7 protein-coding genes and 1 riboswitch are annotated in these 18544 nt (G+C 60.7%); all 7 genes read right to left on the bottom strand.

The genetic code is table 11. The features are described 5' to 3' along the window. Positions 1-375 precede the first annotated feature (375 nt). The 7 genes from ACFOTD_RS11795 to ACFOTD_RS11765 all read right to left on the bottom strand — a co-directional run bounded on the left by ACFOTD_RS11795 (position 376) and on the right by ACFOTD_RS11765 (position 18480). Positions 376-591: a cold-shock protein gene (locus ACFOTD_RS11795; RefSeq protein ID WP_378118876.1), complete on the bottom strand. Its 216-nt coding sequence runs from the start codon at positions 589-591 to the stop codon at positions 376-378. A gap of 235 nt (positions 592-826) precedes the next feature. Continuing rightward, positions 827-1294: a hypothetical protein gene (locus ACFOTD_RS11790; protein ID WP_378118874.1), complete on the bottom strand. Its 468-nt coding sequence runs from the start codon at positions 1292-1294 to the stop codon at positions 827-829. A 63-nt stretch (positions 1295-1357) separates the two neighbouring features. Then, positions 1358-1594 carry a DUF6953 family protein gene (locus ACFOTD_RS11785; RefSeq protein ID WP_378118872.1) on the bottom strand — a complete coding sequence of 79 codons (237 nt, stop codon included), beginning with the start codon at positions 1592-1594 and terminating at the stop codon, positions 1358-1360. A 155-nt stretch (positions 1595-1749) separates the two neighbouring features. Next, a complete protein-coding gene (locus tag ACFOTD_RS11780) occupies positions 1750-6357 on the bottom strand; it encodes an RCC1 domain-containing protein (protein WP_378118870.1) in 4608 nt (1535 codons plus the stop codon). 184 nt (positions 6358-6541) lie between these two features. Continuing rightward, positions 6542-10432 (bottom strand): galactose-binding domain-containing protein, encoded by a 3891-nt coding sequence (locus tag ACFOTD_RS11775; protein WP_378118868.1) that lies wholly within the window; start codon positions 10430-10432, stop codon positions 6542-6544. 420 nt (positions 10433-10852) lie between these two features. Next, the gene (locus ACFOTD_RS11770; protein ID WP_378118866.1) at positions 10853-12670 is read right to left on the bottom strand and encodes an APC family permease; all 1818 of its coding nucleotides are present in this window, start codon (positions 12668-12670) and stop codon (positions 10853-10855) included. Between the two features lie 100 nt (positions 12671-12770). Continuing rightward, a riboswitch (cyclic di-AMP (ydaO/yuaA leader) is annotated at positions 12771-12927 on the bottom strand. 264 nt (positions 12928-13191) lie between these two features. Then, positions 13192-18480 (bottom strand): M4 family metallopeptidase, encoded by a 5289-nt coding sequence (locus tag ACFOTD_RS11765; protein ID WP_378118864.1) that lies wholly within the window; start codon positions 18478-18480, stop codon positions 13192-13194. Between the last annotated feature and the right edge of the window lie 64 nt (positions 18481-18544).

The following is an 18544-nucleotide window of genomic DNA, read 5'->3' as shown; positions in this document are numbered from 1 at the left end:
TTTTGCGTAGAAAATAAAATTCACATATTGTACAAGGTTATTAAATCTTCTAAAATAATAACCCTCTACAATATGTGAACTCAGGTCAAGATTTAGATTAGATTCATCTTATCATATCTTGTCCAGGAACGCAAATGCAGAAATGGTCTGTGCAAGGCAGAACAAGAAAACGCTCTTCCTTGCCGGCTACACTACCCACGGCAGGGTAAAGCGTCGCTCGATTACATGTTAACCAAAACAGGAAGCTTCTAAACAGGCTTGCGAAATTTTTTTCAAAAAAACTTGCTGCCTGTTAAAACAAAGATGCCGCTCCCCAAATGAGAAACGGCATCGGGCGTGAAGCACAAGCGCCAACCGTAAGTTCGGCCGGCTGCTTTAGCTGCGACTGGACATGGACAGACTGGTGTTCACGAGGGCGGGAAGCATGCGCTCGGTCTTTTCCATCGGAGATCCGCAGAGCGTGCAGGCCGGTTCGTCCGAAAACGCAAAGTTTTCGCGAATCCATCCGTTGCAGCTGTCGCTCGCGCAGGACCATACGGTAGTCGGCTCAAGAGGTACCTCTTCAACCGGTTTTTTACGGGAGTTGTACATGGAGCGCTCCTCTCCAAGGCTAAGCCTTGTTCCTTGTATTGGGCGTAACACAAGCAGCCTCGAACCGTCAAAACTAAAAAATCATATACGCGACAAGGCCTCGCATACTGCCATGAAACCTTGACGATATATGATTCTCCACGTACATGCATTATATCCATCATAGCCCATAAAAGACCGGATGGCAAATCCAAAAAAGAACTTTTCGGGTTCTCCGCTTCCTGCGAAGCGTGCTTCAAGCCTTGGCGAACCCCTCTTCCTTCAAGTAATCTACGGCTTCGTCGTAGGAATCGAAGGCACCGTCCAGATTAAGCCCGGCGTAGACGTACCACATCGCATCTTCCTCGTCGTACTTCAACTCCAGCGTCTGCCGCTTTTCGTTGCGCCAGATCTCTTCAAGCGCCGGCTCGGATTCTCTGCCGGCTTCGCCTCTTAGGGAATCGATCGATGCCGCGATAATCGTCCGCAGCTGCTCCGCCGAGAACTCGGCGATGCTTGCAAAGCCTTTATCGTCCGTCTCGTATCCTTCAAGCCTCCCCGCGTAAACGAAGCCGTTGCCGCTGCGGTGAAGATGATAAATGACGTTTTTCTTGTCGTAGGCGCTGCCTTCGAATTGATAATTCACGCGCCCAAGCGATACGTCTTTGCGGGTAAGCTCTTTGAATTCGTCGGCGATGACCAGCTTTTGCTCGAAGCTAAGCATGTTTGTACGCTCCTTGTCCATATTCTTATTATAGCCGGGCTCTCTCGCCAATCGGCAGTCGCATCAGGTCCATCCCCAGAAAAATCCGTCGCGGTCCCAAGCGACACGGCCCCCGTGGAGCTTGCGAAACGCCTTGACCACCTCGCGTTCAAGCCCCGTATGACCGCGTTCGTTCACGAACACGAATCGCTCGCCGAACTGCTCGCGGATATGCGCGACCGCTTCCTCCTGCTTCAACATTCCCCGATGGCGAATCTCGCTCACCATCCACGCCGCGACGTCCTGTGCCGTATGCTCCATCCCGAAGCCTCCTTGAACGGCCGGCAAATATTCTCATGCTTGGCCGTCTCTTATTGTACCAAATTGTCGGGAAATGCAGGCAACTATTCAACCCGCAATTGAAAAGAGAGGGACTCGCCAAGCATTCCGCCCGGTTCGTCCCTCTCTGAAGCTTGTTATTGTTGGATTAAGCCCGCCTGCGCAAGCATACGCCTGAGCATGGTTGCCGTCTCCGCGCGGGTTACCGAGCCCGCCGGGTCAAGCCGGCCTTCTGTCCCACGGACGAGGCCTGCTTGGACGGCGCCCGCTACGTCCTCGCTCGCCCAGTCATGAATAGCGGGGCCATCCGCAAATGCCAGCAGGATGCGCTCCGCATCCCCCGCCAGGCTAGCGTTAATGCCCGCGAGCTTTGCAGCGCGCATGACCACCGCGAACGCTTCCTCACGAGTGATCGTATCGTCCGGCCGGAATCGGCCGTCGCTGCCGCCGCGCAGCAGGCCGTATGACGCCGCTTGTTCGACTGCGCCGCGGTACCAGGCTCCCGCCTGAAGATCCGTGAACGCGGTTGTTCCGCTCTCCTTTTGAGGCAGGCCCAGCGCACGGATGAGCATTGCGGCGAATTCCGCACGGCTGACGGCTGCGTTCGGGCGGAATTCCCCGCCGGCGTAGCCGTTCAAGATTAACCGGGCCGCCATGTCAGCGATTGCTTCCCGAGCCCAATGCCCGCTTATATCCGTAAAGCCCTGCGCCTTTGATCTGACGAGCGCGTATGCGCTATTCGTCAGACTGCGGACGACTGCATAGTATCGGCCGTCTCGGACCACGATCTCCGTCGGGACCGGCCGAAGCGCGCCGTCGGGTTCTACAGCTATTGCCGTAACGCCTGTCGGATCCGTGCCCGCCGGCAGCGGCAGCTCTCTTTTTACAAATGACTTAAAGTGATCGATGACTATCGTTCGGCCTGATTCGTCCGTCGACAGTTCGAACGCCACCAGTGAGCCGATGACGGTATAGCCGGCGTTCGATGCCGCCTGTGATAGCTGCAATGCCGTCTCCTCTTTCCCTTGGCCTACTGTCAAGCTAAACGCAGCCCCGTCAGTTGCCTCGATCGCAAGGTCGGCAATCGGCAGCGTATATCGGCCCCGGGCTGTAACGAGCTCGAGCGACGCCCGCTTCGCTCTCATGGCGTTCAGTGCCGCGGCGTCGAAACGCACGGTGAGGCTCGCTGCATCGTCAGGCGCCGTAATCGCGATCGTCGTCCCTTCCGATGCTGCAGCCAAGGCGGAGTTTAGCGCCGATGAAAACAGTTGTACGTCAAGATCATGCCTGTTGACGGTCGCCTTTCCCAGCAAAGACTGCGCCTCTCCTCCAATCGTTAGTTTGAAGGAGGGTGCCGCAGGCTCGCTTGTACCGCTCGCCGCAGGTGCAGGCGTTGACGTTTCCGGATCCGTTGGCGTTTCAGGGTCCGGTGCCTTTTCTCTTTGAATGTGCAGCTTGTACGTCAGTACTTTGCCGTCTTCTGCGACGACCTCGATCTGCAAGGATGCCGCAGCGGCGCCGAGCGCCACGGATTTGGACTCGGCGCCGAGTACGACTGGACCTCCGAGCTTCACGCCTTCCGCGTCGTATACGCTGGCTGCAACTGACTGACGCTTGTTCGCGGCTGCCGCCGTTACGTCTATCGAAGCGATGTCAGCAGGCAAGGTAATCGTATATTCAATCGTCTCGGAAGAGAAGGCCCTGCTCCACTTGCCTGTCGATATCGTTAGCGACGTTAACTGGGGAGCAGCTACGGGATCTGGATCCGGATCGGGATTCCCGCCTGCTTTGATTTCCCATTTCGCGTAAAGATGAATGTTGGCCTGTTCCATGTTGAGCTTGTCGCCGGACTGGTAGACCGTGCCGGTGCCGTCGGCCGCGAGCGTCCAGCCGGTAAAGGTGTAGCCGGCTTTGGTCAAGCTGCCCAGGTTGCCCTGCACCGTCACCTCTGCTCCCTCTTCGTACGCGCCGGCATCCACCGGCACGCTGCCGCTGTCCGCGCCGCTCGCCCCATACGTTACGCCGTACGTCGGGTTCGCCGTCCACTTGGCGTGCAGTGTGACATCAGCCGCGCCCATCGTCAGCTTGTCGCCGGACTGGTAGACCGTGCTGCTGCCGTCGGCAGAGAGCGTCCAGCCGGTAAAGGTGTAGCCGGATCTATCCAGCCCGCCTGTGTTGCCTTGTACCGTCAGCTTGGCGCCCTCTTCGTATGCGCCGGCATCCACTGGCACGCTGCCGGCATCAGCATTGCTGGCCTCGTAAGACAAGCTATACTTGGGTTTCGCCGTCCACTTGGCGTGCAGCGTTACGTCCGCCGCGCCCATCGTCAGCTTGTCGCCGGACTGGTACACCATGCTGTTGCCGTCGGCCGCGAGCGTCCAGCCGGCAAAGGTGTAGCCGGACCTGGACAGGCCGCCTGTGTTGCCTTGGACCGTCACCTCGGCGCCCTCTTCGTATGCGCCGGCATCCACCGGCACGCTGCCGCTGTCCGCACCACTCGCCTCATACGTTACGCCGTACGTCGGGTTCGCCGTCCACTTGGCGTGCAGCGTGATGTCCGTCGCGCCCATCGTCAGCTTGTCGCCGGACTGGTACACCGTGCCACCACCGTCGGCCGAGAGCGTCCAGCCCGCAAAGGCGTAGCCGGACCTAACCAAGCCGCCTGTGTTGTCCTGCACCGTCACCTCTGCTCCCTCTTCGTACGCGCCGGCATCCACTGGCACGCTGCCCATGTCCGCACCGCCGGCCTCATACGTCACGCCATACGTCGGATTTAGCGTCCACTGCGCATACAGCGCCGCGTCGGCCGCAGCCATCGTCAGCGCTGCGCCCGCCGCGTACGGCGTACCGCTGCCATCCGCAGCGGTATTCCAGCCGGCAAAGGTGTAGCCTTTTTTAACGAAACCATTCTCGTTGCCCAAGACGGTCGCCGCTTCCCCGGCCTCGTACTCCTCGCCGTCGCTTGGACCTGTGCCGCCCGTTTCCCCGTTGCCGTCGTACAGCATTTTAAACGTCGGATTTTTCGACCATTGCGCGTACAGCACCAGATCCTCCTGCCCGATCGTCGCCTGGTCGCCTTCCGCATAAGACGTCCCGGTGCCGTCTGCAGCCGTATTCCAGTCCGCAAACGTGTATCCGGCCCGGATGAGCGCCCTGGCATTGCCCAAAATCTCGGCCTGCTCGTCTTCGTAGTAGTAGTAATCGTCGACCGGCACCTTGCCGCCGGTGTTGCCGTTTCCTCTATAGATGACGCTATAAGTAGGGATCGCGACCGTAATGACTTGCTGCATCGTATATGCGGTTTTCTTGCCGGCCTTGTCCTTGACGATAACGTTGAAGTAATAAGGCATGCCGTCGAACAGACCCGTAAGCTGCAGGCTGTCGATATCGGCCGTATAGGCGTTGACGGCGATGCCTTTGGCTTCGATATCCGCGACCGTCTGGATGTTGTTCTTGAAAGAGCGATAAACGCGATATTGCAAACTCGATTGCTCGGACATATTATCGGTCGCCTTGGACCAGGTCAGCGTAGCGCTGTCCGTCGTGACGCCCGATGCGGAGATCGTTCCGGGTGAAACGTCCGGCGTCGTGCCGTCCAGCCACCCGCCCTGCACGGGAACGGCCGAATCGGTCCCTTTTCCGTTGCCAAGCTGCCCGTAGCCGCCGTAGCCCCAGCTCCAGACGGAGCCGTCCCTGCGCAGCGCCGCAGCGTGGAAGGAGCCGGCCGAGACCTGCACGACATCGGAAAGGCCGCTCAACTGCACGGGCGCGTTTCTTTGCGTCTTGGTGCCGTCGCCGACCTGTCCGTAATTATTGTGGCCCCAGCCCCACACCGTGCCGTCTTCCTTCAGCGCAACGCTGTGGAAGCCCCCTGCCGCAATCGCTTTTACGCCGCTGAGACCCTGCACCTGCACCGGCAAGATTCGCTTCGTCGCCGTACCGTCGCCGAGCCTCCCCTGCCCGTTGTCGCCCCAAGCCCACACCGTTCCGTTTTCCTTGAGCGCCAGATTGTGATAGTTGCCGGCGGAGATTGCGAGCACATGATCGAGCCCCGACACCTGCACCGGCGTCTTCTGCGCCGCAGATTCGGTACCGTTGCCCATCTCGCCTGCCGTATTAAGCCCCCAAGCCCATACCGTGCCGTCGGACTTCAAGGCCATGCTATGATAACCGCCCGCGGATACCGCGACGATATCCGTCAGTCCCGGAACGACGTCAGGCACGGAACGACTTGCAAGCGTGCCGTCGCCGAGCTCTCCGCTCTCGTTGTCCCCCCAGGCCCACACCGTCCCGTCCTTTTTCAAGGCGAGCGTGTGATAGCCGATCCCGCCGGACAACGAAGCAACGTCGTCGATCGCGATCTGCACCGGCTGCAGCCGATCCGTCGTCGTGCCGTCCCCCAGCTGCCCGTGGTTGTTGGAGCCCCAAGCCCATACGGTACCGTCCTGCTTGACCGCGAACGACTGCCGCACGCCGGCTGCGATCGAAGCTACGCCGCTCATCCCCGTAGCGGCGACGGGCGCTACGCGATTCGTCTGCGTGCCGTCCGCGAGGCCGCCGAATTCGTTGCCGCCCCAGCCCCATACCGTACCGTCCGTCAGCAGGCCGACGGTGTGGTAATAGCCCGCAACCAACTGCGGGGCGACCTCCGGCGCAGCCGCATGGGCACTCCCTCCCTTGCCATAGCTCGGAATAAGGCCGAACAATAGCGCCAGGCACATCAGCAAACTCGTCTTGCGTCTCACCTTGCATTCCTCCCCGCTTGCCGGCGCGCAGTCCGGCTTCTGCCGCTATTTTAAGGGGAGCCCGCAAGACGATACGATTATCGAAAGTTAATTCGGTTAAAAGAAAACGCCCTTAATCCTTGCTGCCGCTAGATGCAAACAGCCCGCCCGCCAGATGGCGAACGGACTGTCGGATGGCCTTGACTTAAGGATTGACGTTGATCGTAAAGGTAGAAGTCGTATTCTTAATCGGCGTCACGACGTTGTTGAATTTCAGGTTGTTAAACGTCACCGAGCCGACTGCCGGCCCCTGGCCCGGTTCAGGCATCTCGTTTGCCCAAATGCCCACGCCGCTTTTCGCGTCGAACGCGTCGCCGCTCTTCTGCGCGCCGGAGATCGTGATGTTGGTGAAAATCGTGTCGGTCACCGGATTCTGCGGCTGTCCGCCGGAATAGTTCGTCTGGAACATGATGCCGTGGTACGTCGGATCGACGATATCCACGTCGCTCACGCGGATGCCCTGGAACACCTTGGATGCGGAGAACACCCAGATGGCCGGGAACGTCTGCTGGCCCCAGAAATGGCCGCCCGCGCGCACGATCGAGATATTTTGCAGGTTTGTGGTCGGACTTGCGCCGAAGCCGTTCATCGGGTAACCGAAGTCGAGCGAGCTGATCGTAATGCCCGAATAGCAAAGCGTATCCGCGATGTAGATGTTGCGGAACGTGTTGGCGTATCCGCCATACACCGCGAGCCCGGCCGCGCGCCAGGTGAGAATGGACGTCAGGTTTTCGAAAATATTGTCCTTCTCGTCCGCTCCGCCCGCGTCGATCGCCGAGAACAGCGCAAAGCTGTCGTCTCCGGTCGCGCGAGCTTCGTTGTTGGAGATCAGATTGTTCGTGCTGCCGTTCGTCATGTTGATGCCGTCCGCGAACGTGTCGCGAATGCGCGAGTTTTTAATCGTCATGTAGTCCGTGTTGGCGCCCCAGTACATGCACACCATGTGCTCGGTCCAGATATTGTCGATCGTGATATTGGCGACGTTGGAAAAGTCGAACACCTTGCCCGGCCCGTCGATCCGGGACGTATAGTTGCCGAAGTAGGCGAAGTTGGCAAAGGTGGAGCCGTTCGCCGTGGACGTCGCCGAGAAGCCGATGTCGGTGTTGGACTGGTTCGACGGCGCAACGAAGCGCGTGTACCATGGACCGGCGCCGATCACCTTGATCGGCTTGCCGTACACCTGGAACTTGTTCGACGTCGTATACGTGCCCGCCGGCAGATAGACGCCTACGTAGGTGCCCGTATTGTCCATACGCACCTTGTCGAGCGCGTTTTGCACGTCCTGGTGCGTGAAGCCCGTCGGCACGACATACTTGGCAGGATCGGGATTCGCGATCGCCGACACCTGCTCGAGGCTGACGAAGTCGATGGCGTAGTTCGTCGTGTTGGCCGCGTCCTTCTGCAGCCGGATCGTGCTGCCCGCCGGGATCGTCGTATCGAACATGAGGTTCGCTTCGTCATAGATATGGCGCGGCGAGCCGGAGCCCGGGCTGTTGCCCGGCGCGGTCTCGGAGCCGTAAAGCCAGGCATACCTGGACGTCAGGTCGATCGCCTTGGCGAAAGTGCCGTTGACGTAGACGTTCAGCGTCGCGTTGATGCCGTCGCCGCCCGGCGCGTCCGGGATGGAGAAGCGGGCGACCAGCGTGTTGGTGCTCGCCTTGGTCGTGAACTGCACGTAGCTGCCGGTTGCGTTAAGCGTGACCGCCTTGCGGCCGGAAGCCTCGCCGGCAAGGTCGCCGATGTTGCGGTTCGGTCCGACGACCGCTGCGCCGCCGCCTATCGTGCCGTCCTCGGCCTCGTACATGTCAAACGGCATGTTCGCGCCGCGACCGACGAACAACGGCTGCGTGGAGACGTTGTTCGCTTGCTTGACGGGCAATTCGTTGCCGTCGGCTGCGATCTGGACCTTGACGTTGTACTTGCCGTTCGCCGCGGTCCAGTTGCCAAGGGCGATCGACGTGCTGGACGCGCCTGCGGCGAGCGCACCGGTGTAGCTGGCCGTCAGCGTCTTTACGACCGCGTTGGTCGTGGCGTCCGTCAGAGTCAGCGTGACGGCGTGCGCGCCGGCGGCCGAGGCGATCGTGCCCTGATTTTTCAGGATGACGGAGAAGTTCGTCGTATTGCCCGCAGCCGGATTGCTCGGGCTCCAGCTGACCGACGTGGCAACCAGGTCCGAGCTCTGAACCGGGCTCACCGTCAGGTTGGAAGCGCCGGTGTAGCTGTTGTTGTTCTCGTTTTGCTCGATGACGGCGTTGTCTTCGTCGACCTTGGCGGAGACGGCGTAGCTGCCTGCGTCCTTGGCGCCGATGTTGACGCTCACGTTGGCTTGAGCGCCTGCAGCGAGCGCGCCGACGTTCGCCGTCCCTACCTTGGTCGCGCCGAGGTAGAAGTTGACTGTCGTCGCAGCGGAAGCCAGCGTGCCGGCGTTTTTGACGGTTGCCGTCAGGCTTACGCTATCCGTCTCTACCGGCGCGGCCGGCGTCCAGGTTAGCCCCGTCACGGTCAGATCCGGATTCGGCGCAGGTACGCCGATGACCTGGAACTCGGCCACCTGTCCGCCCGTCGCGCCCGTGTTGGCCGTGAACTTTAGCTGCACGTCGCTGGCGGTAGCGCTCACGGGGATCGTCACCGTGTTGCCGGTTGCCGGGTTAAACGTATACTGCGCGGACGAAACCAGGTTGTTGAATGCCGTCGCATTCTGATCGCGACCCAGCACCTGAATCGTCTGCGTACGCGTCGCCCAGGCGCTGTCCGGACTCAGCTTCAGCACGATCTGGGAGATGCTGGCGTTGGCGCCGAGCGAGACGGTCAGCGTGGCGGGATAGCTGTTCGCATTGCTTTCCCAGTAGGTCGCCGTGCTGCCGTCGTTGGCATTGGTTGCTGCGTAAGTCCAGTTGACCGAGGAGGCGGCGATCGTCTTGCCCTGCGCCAGGTTGGCGCCGGTCGGCGGAGGCGTAGCGGTCGGCGTGGCCGTTGGCGTTGCGGTTGGCGTGGCCGTTGGCGTCGCTGTAGGCGTTGCCGTTGGCGTTGCTGTAGGCGTTGCCGTTGGCGTCGCCGTCGGGGTTGCGGTCGGCGTTGCGGTGGGCGTCGGCGTCGCGGACACCGCCGTCAGCGAGATCTGGTCCAGGTTGACGTTGGCGGAATCGGTCGCATCGTACTTATAGGCGATCGTGTTGCTGCCCGCGTTTAACGCAAACGTCTCGGATTGCGATCCCCACGTGTCCCAGTTGGCAAGATTGGCGAGCGTCGTCTGTTTGATCTTGGCGCCGTTTACGTAGACGCTCAGCGTTCTGGCCGCGCCGTTCGCGTTGCCGTACTTGAGCGCGACCGCGTAGTTGCCGGCGGCTGCGGCATTGACGGTGAACTGCGTCTGTGCGCCCTGCGTCCAATAGCCGTCCACGAATCCCGTCCCCGTATAGCCGGGGTGGTCCGTGTTCACTTTGGCTCCGCCGGACAGCGCGGCCGCTTCGGCTTCATACACATTGTTGGCTGGCGGCGCGACGGTTCCGTACACCTCGAACTCGGATAACTGACCGGCCGGCCAGGCGCTGTTGGCCGTGAGGTTGACCTTGACGTAGCGCGCGCTGGCGGCGGTGAAGCTGATCGTCACCGCATTGCCGGTGGCCGGGTTAAACGAATACGAAGCGGACGACGCGAGCGTGCTGTACGTGGAGTCGTTCAGACTGCCCTGCACGGACAAAGTTTGCGAGCGCGTTCCCCATCCGGACGGCAGCTTCAGCACGACCTGATTAACCGAGGAGGCTGCTCCCAGGTCAACCCGGATCCATTGCGGAAACGCATTGTTCGCGCTCTCCCAGTAGGTGCCGGCGTTGCCGTCCACGGCATTGCCCGCTTGGTACACATCCGCGTATGAGCTCGCGGTCACAGGTTTGTTCGCCGCCAGATTCGGGCCGTCCGCATAGGCCTTGGACGCCTGAAGCCCGGCCAGGTTGGCGAGCAGTCCGGCCATCAGCGCGAGAGCCAGCAAAGAAGCCGTCCACGGCTTCCGTTTCCCCGTATGCAGTTGCATAAACATCATCTGCCTCCTTTTAAATGGATAACTCGAATTTTCGGTCCCTTCCGACTTGAGCGGCTGATCAGCGGCGCCCGACAAAAGCTCACCGTGCTGCGAACCTCCTCCTCCCGAATATGGATGATGCTTCCTTTAAATTATAAGCGCTTACACACAAGTCCGACGATGTACATTCCTATGGGATATGTGTGCGGAACTACGATTCATGGGCGCGGAGGGTCGGAGAAACGCATGCCGGCGTTGGGCGAGGCGACGAGACTTGTGCGTTAACGATGCGGCACATTCTTATTAGCCGAAAACCGGCTTGCACTTACGGAATAACGATGCGGCACATCGTTATCTTGCTGGATTTGTCATGGCCGGGAACGCAAAAAGCCTCGCCCGCAAAACTGCGGACGAGACGGATCGATTGCCCGAAGAACGTTATCGACGCAAATGGTAAGGCACGGTCGCGATGATGACGTCCTTCTGATTGTAAAGGTAAGCGCGAAGCAGCAGACTCGACTGATTGTGCAAAATGTGCTGCCACCAGTGCTTGGCGATGAACTGCGGGATGAGGACGGTGATATGATCGGTCTCGGCGGTTTTCCACTCGATCGTATCGATGAACTTCATGATCGGGCGAATAATGCTGCGATAGCTTGATCTAAGCGTGATAAGCCGGACGCCGGGATCCCAGTCGGCCCATCTTTTTTCCATGCGCTCGATCTCCTCGTCGTCGAAGCCGACATAGACGGCGACTACGTTGTCGGTCAGCGACTTGGCGTAACTGAGCGAATTCATGACGACGCGGGTGACCCCCGCGACAGGTACGACGATCGTGCTGCCCTTGATGCACGGCTTCTCCTTGGCCGGGTCGATGCGCAGCTCGTCGGCGGTATTCCGGTAGTGGCGCGCGATGGCGAAGAACGTCCACATGACGACCGGCAGGAACACGAACACCATCCACACATGCGTGAACTTGGTGAAAATGAAGATGAGCGTAATGCTCAGCGTCGTCAGCATGCCGATCGTATTGACGATCAGACGCGTCACCCAGCCTTGCGGGCGGAGCCGGATCCAGCGCACCATCATGCCGAGCTGCGACAGCGTGAACGGGATGAAGACGCCGACCGCGTACAGCGGGATCAGGTTCTCGGTGTTGCCGTGGAAAATAATGACCAGCAGCGCAGAGAAGACGCCGAGAAAAATGATGCCGTTGGAGTAACCGAGCCGATCGCCGCGAACCATGAAGGCGTGCGGCATGTATTTGTCCTTGGCCAGCATGAACGCCAGCAGCGGGAACGCGGAATACGCCGTATTCGCAGCCAGCACGAGAATCAGCGCGGTTAGCGCCTGGATCACGTAGTAGACCGTGCCCCGCCCGAAGGTCGATTCGGCGATTTGCGAGACGACCGTCTGCTTCTCGTCCGGCGCCACGCCGTACCAATAAGCGAGCAGGCTGATGCCGATAAACATCGCGCCCAGAATCGTGCCCATCATGATCAGCGTGGCGGCGGCGTTGCGCTCGGCCGGCTTTTTGAAGTTGGGAATGGCGTTGGACACCGCTTCGACGCCCGTGAGCGCGGAGCAGCCCGAGCTGAATGCCTTGAGGAGCAGGAAGAGGCTGACGTTAGACACGGCGGCGCCGAACTCCGGCACGTGAGCGGGCGCGCCTCCCGTTGCGTACTTGACGATGCCGACAGCGATGAGCACGAAGATCGCTACGACGAATAAGTAGATCGGCGTCGCGAGCACGGAGGCGGACTCGGTCAAGCCGCGGAGGTTCATGACGGTCAGAATGAGGATGATGACGAGCGCGATCAGGACGCGGTGTTCGTGCAGCGAAGGAAAAGCCGACGTGATCGCGTCCGTCCCGGCGGACGAGCTGACCGCGACGGTCAATATATAGTCGACCAGCAGCGAGCCGCCGGCCAGAAGTCCCGTCGAGACGCCGAGATTGTCCTTGGCCACGATGTAGGCGCCGCCGCCGGCCGGATAGGCATAGATGGTCTGGCGATAAGACAGGATGAGAATAAATAAAAGGCCGAGCACCGCCAGCGAGATCGGCACCGAATACCAGACGGCCGCGAAGCCTGCCGCCATGAGGACGATCAGAATCTGCTCCGTGCCGTACGCCACGGAAGACAGCGCATCGGACGACAAGACGGCTAGCGCCTTGAATTTGCCAAGCTTGGCGCCCTCGATCTCCGCGCTTTTCATCGGCCGGCCGATCAGAAGCCGTTTAACTTTGCTGACCATGGGGTTATCTCCTTTGTTGTGCCGGCACCGCTGACGGGCATCAAAAAAAAGCCGCAGGAAAGGATCTCCCGCAGCTTATTCTTAAGCGAATAGCGGCGCAGGCTCCTCTTCCGGACGCTTGCGAGGTTAGCTGTCGGATTCGGACTCGGCAAGCAGCCCTACGCCTGGCATAGCCAAGCGATTCACCCCTGGACGCATGTGCGGCGCCCGGTTGGTTCCCCCGTTCCCGCATCTGCGGGATTCAGCGATTAGGATGTTGAATCACGAAATGAATCATACGTTACGTTCCATCTCCATGTAAACTGCCGCCGAAGGGGATGAAACAGCACGGCGGGCGGTTAGCATGCTAAGAGAACGGTTACATTCATGCGGCTCTTGCATTATCGCGGCCGCGCACATTCGCGCGCGATTTATTGAGGTTTCTGCCGTCTCCGGATGCCCGAGCATTTTAAAAGCGAATCAAAAAAATAACCCCGCCTCCCGTTAAAAGCGAGGACGAGGCTTATTTCTATGCATCCATTTTAAATGAGCTGCAGCTTCTCCAGCATGCGCATGAGCGATACGGTGGCTTCGGCCCTGGTGACCGGCGCGGCAGGCGCGAATGAGCCGTCCGCCCTGCTCAGCATGATGCCGGCAGCGAGCAGTGCCTGCGCGTCGGCGGCGGCCCAGGCAGGAATCTTCGCCGCATCGACAGAAGCGCCGGAGCCTGCCTGCCCCGCCATTTTCGGCAATCCGCCCGCATAAGCGATCGCTCTGCCCAGCATGACCGCCATCTCCTGGCGTTTGATGACGCCGCCCGGACCGAAGCTCCCGTTGCCGTAGCCCGAGATCAGCCCTGCGCTCACTGCCGTCGTCACCGGCGCGCCGTACCAGGCGCCGGCCTTGACATCGGCGAACGAGGACGCTGCGGGCAGCGTCTGCAGACCGAGCGCTCTCGCGAGCAGGGCGGCGAACTCGGCTCTCGTCACCGTCCGGTCCGGCTGGAACTGTCCCGATCCGGCGCCGAGCACGAGCTTCCTGGACGCCATTTTCTCGATCGCGGCACGATCCGGGTGGGCCGCGATGTCCGCGAACGACTTGGCTGCCTGCGCCAGCACGTACATGCTGTTGTGCGGTGTCCGGATCGCTGCAGTCAACCGGCCCTCGGAAACGGTGATCGCCGCAGGGACGAATACGAGTTGACCGGTTACGGTGTCCAAGGTCAGCGCAGTTACTTCCCCTGCCGTCTTGGGAGCTTCGATGCTTACCCGTTTGGTGACATAAATGCCGTTAAAGTTTTTCAGCTCTTTTTTCTTTTCGCCGGAAGCCAGCTCGATCGTGAAGTCGAGGAAGCCGGACAAGGCTGCATAGCCGTCCGTTCGCAGCAGTTGCTGCGACTTCGCCTGCTCCGATTGCGCTGACTTGACGACGCCGAACTCGAGCTGCAGGTCGTCGGGGACTGACGCCGTCCCCCACGCTTGCGCCAGGAGCGAGCCGCCAAGCAGCTTGACGGGAATCTCGTACGAGACTTTGTCAGTCTGTACGACGAGCGTCAAGCCCGAGGATTGGACCGACGCGGCCGCGAGCGCCGCGGACGGCAGCCGCACCTTGACGCCGTCTCCGCCTGCGCCGACAGCCAGGACGAGCTTGAGCGCCGTGCCGGCAGATGCCGACTGCTCGCCCGCCAGCTTGAGCGCTTGCTTCAGCTTGTCGGCGTCGGGCTCGACGATGGAGATCGAGCGTCCGTCGGCGCCGGCTTCCTGCGACGACTTCAGGTCGGTGCCGGAGAGCTTGATCGTTCCGTCTTGAACATTCGTCTCATCGTCGGCATCTTCGGCAGGCGCGCCTCCACCGGATGCGCCGGTACTTGGAGTGCCTGTTCCTGGTGTGCCGGTGCCTGGTGTGCCGGTGCCTGGCGAACCCGTACCCGGGTTGCCGGTGCCTGGGTTGCCTGTGTTCGTATCCACGACGATCGGGCAAACATTCAGCGGCGAGGAGACCGAAACGATCGGACTGAAGCCGACGCCTTCGTAGTCACCGTACGTCGTAATCGTTGTCGCGCCGGCGCTTGTCGCGACCAGCGTGAACACGCCTTCCTTCGCGCTCTGGGCCAGCGCCAGCGTCCCGGCTGCCAATCCAGAAAACATGCCGGAAGAAGGGGAAGAACCGTTAGGGCCTAACTTGTATGACGCGCTGCCAATCGTGTTGCCGGACCGCACGGTCATCGATTGCCGTTGATCTTTTTCATCGAACGGGCCGAACAGAATATCGTCTACGCCGTCGCCGAGCTCTCCGCCCGATTGCAGCCTGTCTCCTGCGCTGCCCGACTTGTAATAGAGTCCCGAACCGGAAAACACATACGTCTCGTCCGGAGATACCCAGAGCCGATCAGGCGATCCTTCATGTACGTATGGCCAATGAAAATCCGGAACGGCCGTTTCGTCGTCCGTTTCCAGCAAACGCGAAGCAATCGTCGAATAGGCGCGGAGCTTTGTACCGTCTACGATCGTATAGAGCCGCTGCCGCCCCGGCGATAGCGCAAGGCCCTGCGCGCTCGTCATATCGGCACGGGCGCGGATCGTTCCGGCTTGATCGTACGCAGTCAGATGCTGACCTCCGGCCGCGCGGCCGAGCACGTAGATCTCGCCCGCCGTCGCCACGGCCAGATCGTACGGCTCGTCCGCCGTATCGAACGCAGCTATCTGCGATAGATTGTTCGCATCCAGCACGACGATCCGGCCCGTTCCGTCTCCTTTCATCAGCGCTGCGTACACATAGTCCGCTGTCGCGTACAGACGCACCGGCGCTGCGGACAGATCTGCCGTCTCCATTCGCCCGGCGGCCGGATCAAAGGAAACGATGCTTCGATTGTTCGCGCCGCTCGGGATCAGATACAGCGCGTGCGTGCCGGGCTGTCCGGTCGCCTGCGCAGCCTGCCAGGGCAGACGCGCCCAGCCGGCGGCCGAGGCGAATGCCGACTGCGCTTTAGAACGGTTGACCACGGCGCTCCAGCCGATCGCGGCAGCACGGTTGCCCGCATCGTCGTAGATGGCGGTCGAGCTTGCGTCCGGCTGATAGCTGAACGTAACCGTATCCCCTGAGGTCGCGGCACGTCCCAGCCACAGCTCCATATGCCTGCCCTTGGCGACCGCGCGCGTGACCGACACCGCCTCGCCGTTCAGTTTGACCGCCAGTCCAAGGTATGAACCGGACAGGATCGGAGCCTGCATGCCCACGTATTCGTCAAAGGTCAGCGTCAGCTTGGCCCCGCTTACGCTGGCTGTCTTGAGCGTAGGCGGCTCTGTATCCTTCGTATAGGTGTATGCGGACGTCAGGTCCGGCCGGACGCTCCTGCCGCCCGCCGACTTTACCTTGCTCACGGTAACTTTATAAACGGTGCTCGGCTGGAGCGTCCGGTCCAACGTTAGATAAACGATATTCGCTTGGCCACAGTCCTTCTGGACAGAGACGACACTCGGATTGACCGTCCCTCCGTCCTGGCGCTCGACTGTATAGTTGGCCGGGTTGCCCAGCTCGATTGCGCTCATTTCCTGATCGAATGTCAGCACGATCATTTTCTCGCGCACATTGCCGTTCGCGCTTGCCACATAGGGGCTCACCGAATCCCTGACAGCCTTCACCTTCCAATTGCGCGTCTGACCGTTTTGAGCCGTCACGGTGTACGTCCGCTCCGCTGTCAGATCGACGGGCGCTCCGCTCGCGGGACTGACAACCGCGCCGTCGGATACGGTAATGTAAGGCGTCAGCGCGGTCAGATCGTCTCCGTCCTCTACATAGAGCGTGACCGTGCTGCTGGCGTTGTCGATAATCGCGGAGCCGTACAGCATATCCAGATTAAAGCCGACGATCGCATTGGCCGTCTCCGGCTTGGCGACGCTGCCGGTTACGGTCCACCGGCGTTTATTGCCGTTCTCGGAGGTCACCTCGAACTGCACGGGGGACGCATAATTGCGAACCTGAGCCGGGTCCGGGGAGATCGATGCGCCCGGGGACACCGAGATCCGCGCAGACAGACTGCTTAAGTCGGTACCCGGCGTCACTTGGAACGTAACGGTGGAAGCTGCCGCATTGATGTAAGGATTGTCCGCAAGCTGATCGGCGCTTAAGGACACGATCGAATTTTCGCTGGCCGTATACCCGAGTCCTACTGCAGCCCAGGCCGCTTCGACCTTGGCGATGACAGCCGACCGGAGCTCGTCCGAGAGCGGAAGATCGCCCGCCGCCAGCACGAAGGCGTCGCGCGCATCCGTGAATTGCGCCGTCGGCGTCAGATAGGAGGTGAGCGCGCCGTAGGCCATGTCGCCCATCAGCTTCCGGCCTTGGCCGGCCAGCTGCGGGATGGCATCGATCCCCGTCGCCATCAGATAGGCGGCATGGTTCGGTATGCCGCTGTTTTTATGAACGCCGCCGTTGTCGTTGCTCTCCGGCAGCTGCGCATATCCGCTCATCGTCCCGGGCTGCGGATCCAGTCCCAGCTCGGGCTGCTGCAAGCTGCGCAGATAGCCGCTGCCGCCGGTGACGCCCGTATCCTCGCCGATCGTCCAATCGTCGTCGTCCATCACGGCAGCCATCATATCCGCAAAGGATTCATTGAGCGCGCCGGATTCATTTTTGTATTCCAGGTCGGCGCTGTGCTCGATAACCCCATGCGTCAGTTCGTGAGCCACGACGTCCGCCGCGCAGCTCAGGCATTCGAATTGCTTGGAGCCGTCGCCGTATACGATCTCGCTGCCATCCCAGAACGCATTGTCAATAACGTTCGTATTAACGAGCGATACGATCGACATCCCGTTGCCGTCCAGACTGTCGCGGCCGAACCGGTTCAGATAGAAATCGTATACTTGTCCCGCAAAATAGTGGGCGTCCACCGCATCCGGGTTGCTGCTGTAGAAATTCGGCGTTTTAGCGCTCACGGGGGAGTAAGGATCGTCGAGATCATAAGTTTCGATCGTCCCCGTCTCCGCCCCCTGGTTGTACTTGTACATCGGCTTGGTCGTGTCGACCAGGTAAAAGGCACCGTAACGGTTAACGGCATTCAGCGCCCTGATGCCGCCCTTGTAGCCGGCCCCGGTCGCCTCGGCGCTGTCCGCCGCAGCCTCCGCGAGACGGCTGAACTTGCTCAGCACCCGTCCGTCGCCCGCATCGATATAGCCGAACCAGCGGCCCGGCACGGGCGCCTGCGTCGCAAGCTCGACCTTGTAGGCTAACGCGAACATCCCCGATCCGTCCGGATAGTAGATCAGCCACGCCTTGGGCGTCTCCGGCTGCACCACTGAAGACTGGCCCTCAGCCGGCGCCGTGTCAGCGGCAAGATTGGAGCTCGCGCCGACGACGGCGCTGCTCCCCCCGGCGCCGACCGACGCCGCCAGCGCCGCAATCGCCTGCTCTTCAGTCAGGACTGCCGTTCCCTCCGCAATCAAGGATCCGATATCGGACGCGGTCTCGTTGGTCGCCGCGTACAGGCGCCTCTCCGAATCCAAGTGCGCGCGTATATATTTACCGTAGACCGGAATGCCGTTATACGATTGCTGAATCAAATAATGCGCTTTGCGATAGGCATCGGTGCTCTTGCCGACGATCTCCAGGCCTGCCGACGAACGTGCCAGGCTGCGCGACGTTCCCGAAAAGTAGTTAAGCACGTCGGCGTCGGAAGCCAGCACCGCGGCGCCTTCTCCGCCTGACGGGAGCGATGCGCCAACGGCAGACGCCGCGCCGGCGGACCGCATATCGGCCGCCCCCGCGCTCCAAACAGCCAAGGCCAACCCCATGATGCCCATACGCTTTATTAATTTCGACAAGCTTCCGCTCAAATGTAGCCCCTCCAAAATAACCTATAATTTCTGAATATATATCGGAAATTATTGGACTACAATG

The sequence above is a fragment of the Cohnella sp. GCM10012308 genome (assembly GCF_042649185.1).
In the GTDB taxonomy this organism is placed as follows: Bacteria; Bacillota; Bacilli; order Paenibacillales; family Paenibacillaceae; genus Cohnella.
The sequence above is the reverse complement of the archived record's forward strand: the minus strand, read 5'-3'. Positions and strand labels throughout refer to the sequence as shown.

Coding starts and splice junctions, on each gene's coding strand:
- ACFOTD_RS11795 (WP_378118876.1), bottom strand. CDS start 591: ATGTACAACTCCCGTAAAAAACCGGTTGAAGAGGTACCTCTTGAGCCG.
- ACFOTD_RS11790 (WP_378118874.1), bottom strand. CDS start 1,294: ATGCTTAGCTTCGAGCAAAAGCTGGTCATCGCCGACGAATTCAAAGAG.
- ACFOTD_RS11785 (WP_378118872.1), bottom strand. CDS start 1,594: ATGGAGCATACGGCACAGGACGTCGCGGCGTGGATGGTGAGCGAGATT.
- ACFOTD_RS11775 (WP_378118868.1), bottom strand. CDS start 10,432: ATGTTTATGCAACTGCATACGGGGAAACGGAAGCCGTGGACGGCTTCT.
- ACFOTD_RS11770 (WP_378118866.1), bottom strand. CDS start 12,670: ATGGTCAGCAAAGTTAAACGGCTTCTGATCGGCCGGCCGATGAAAAGC.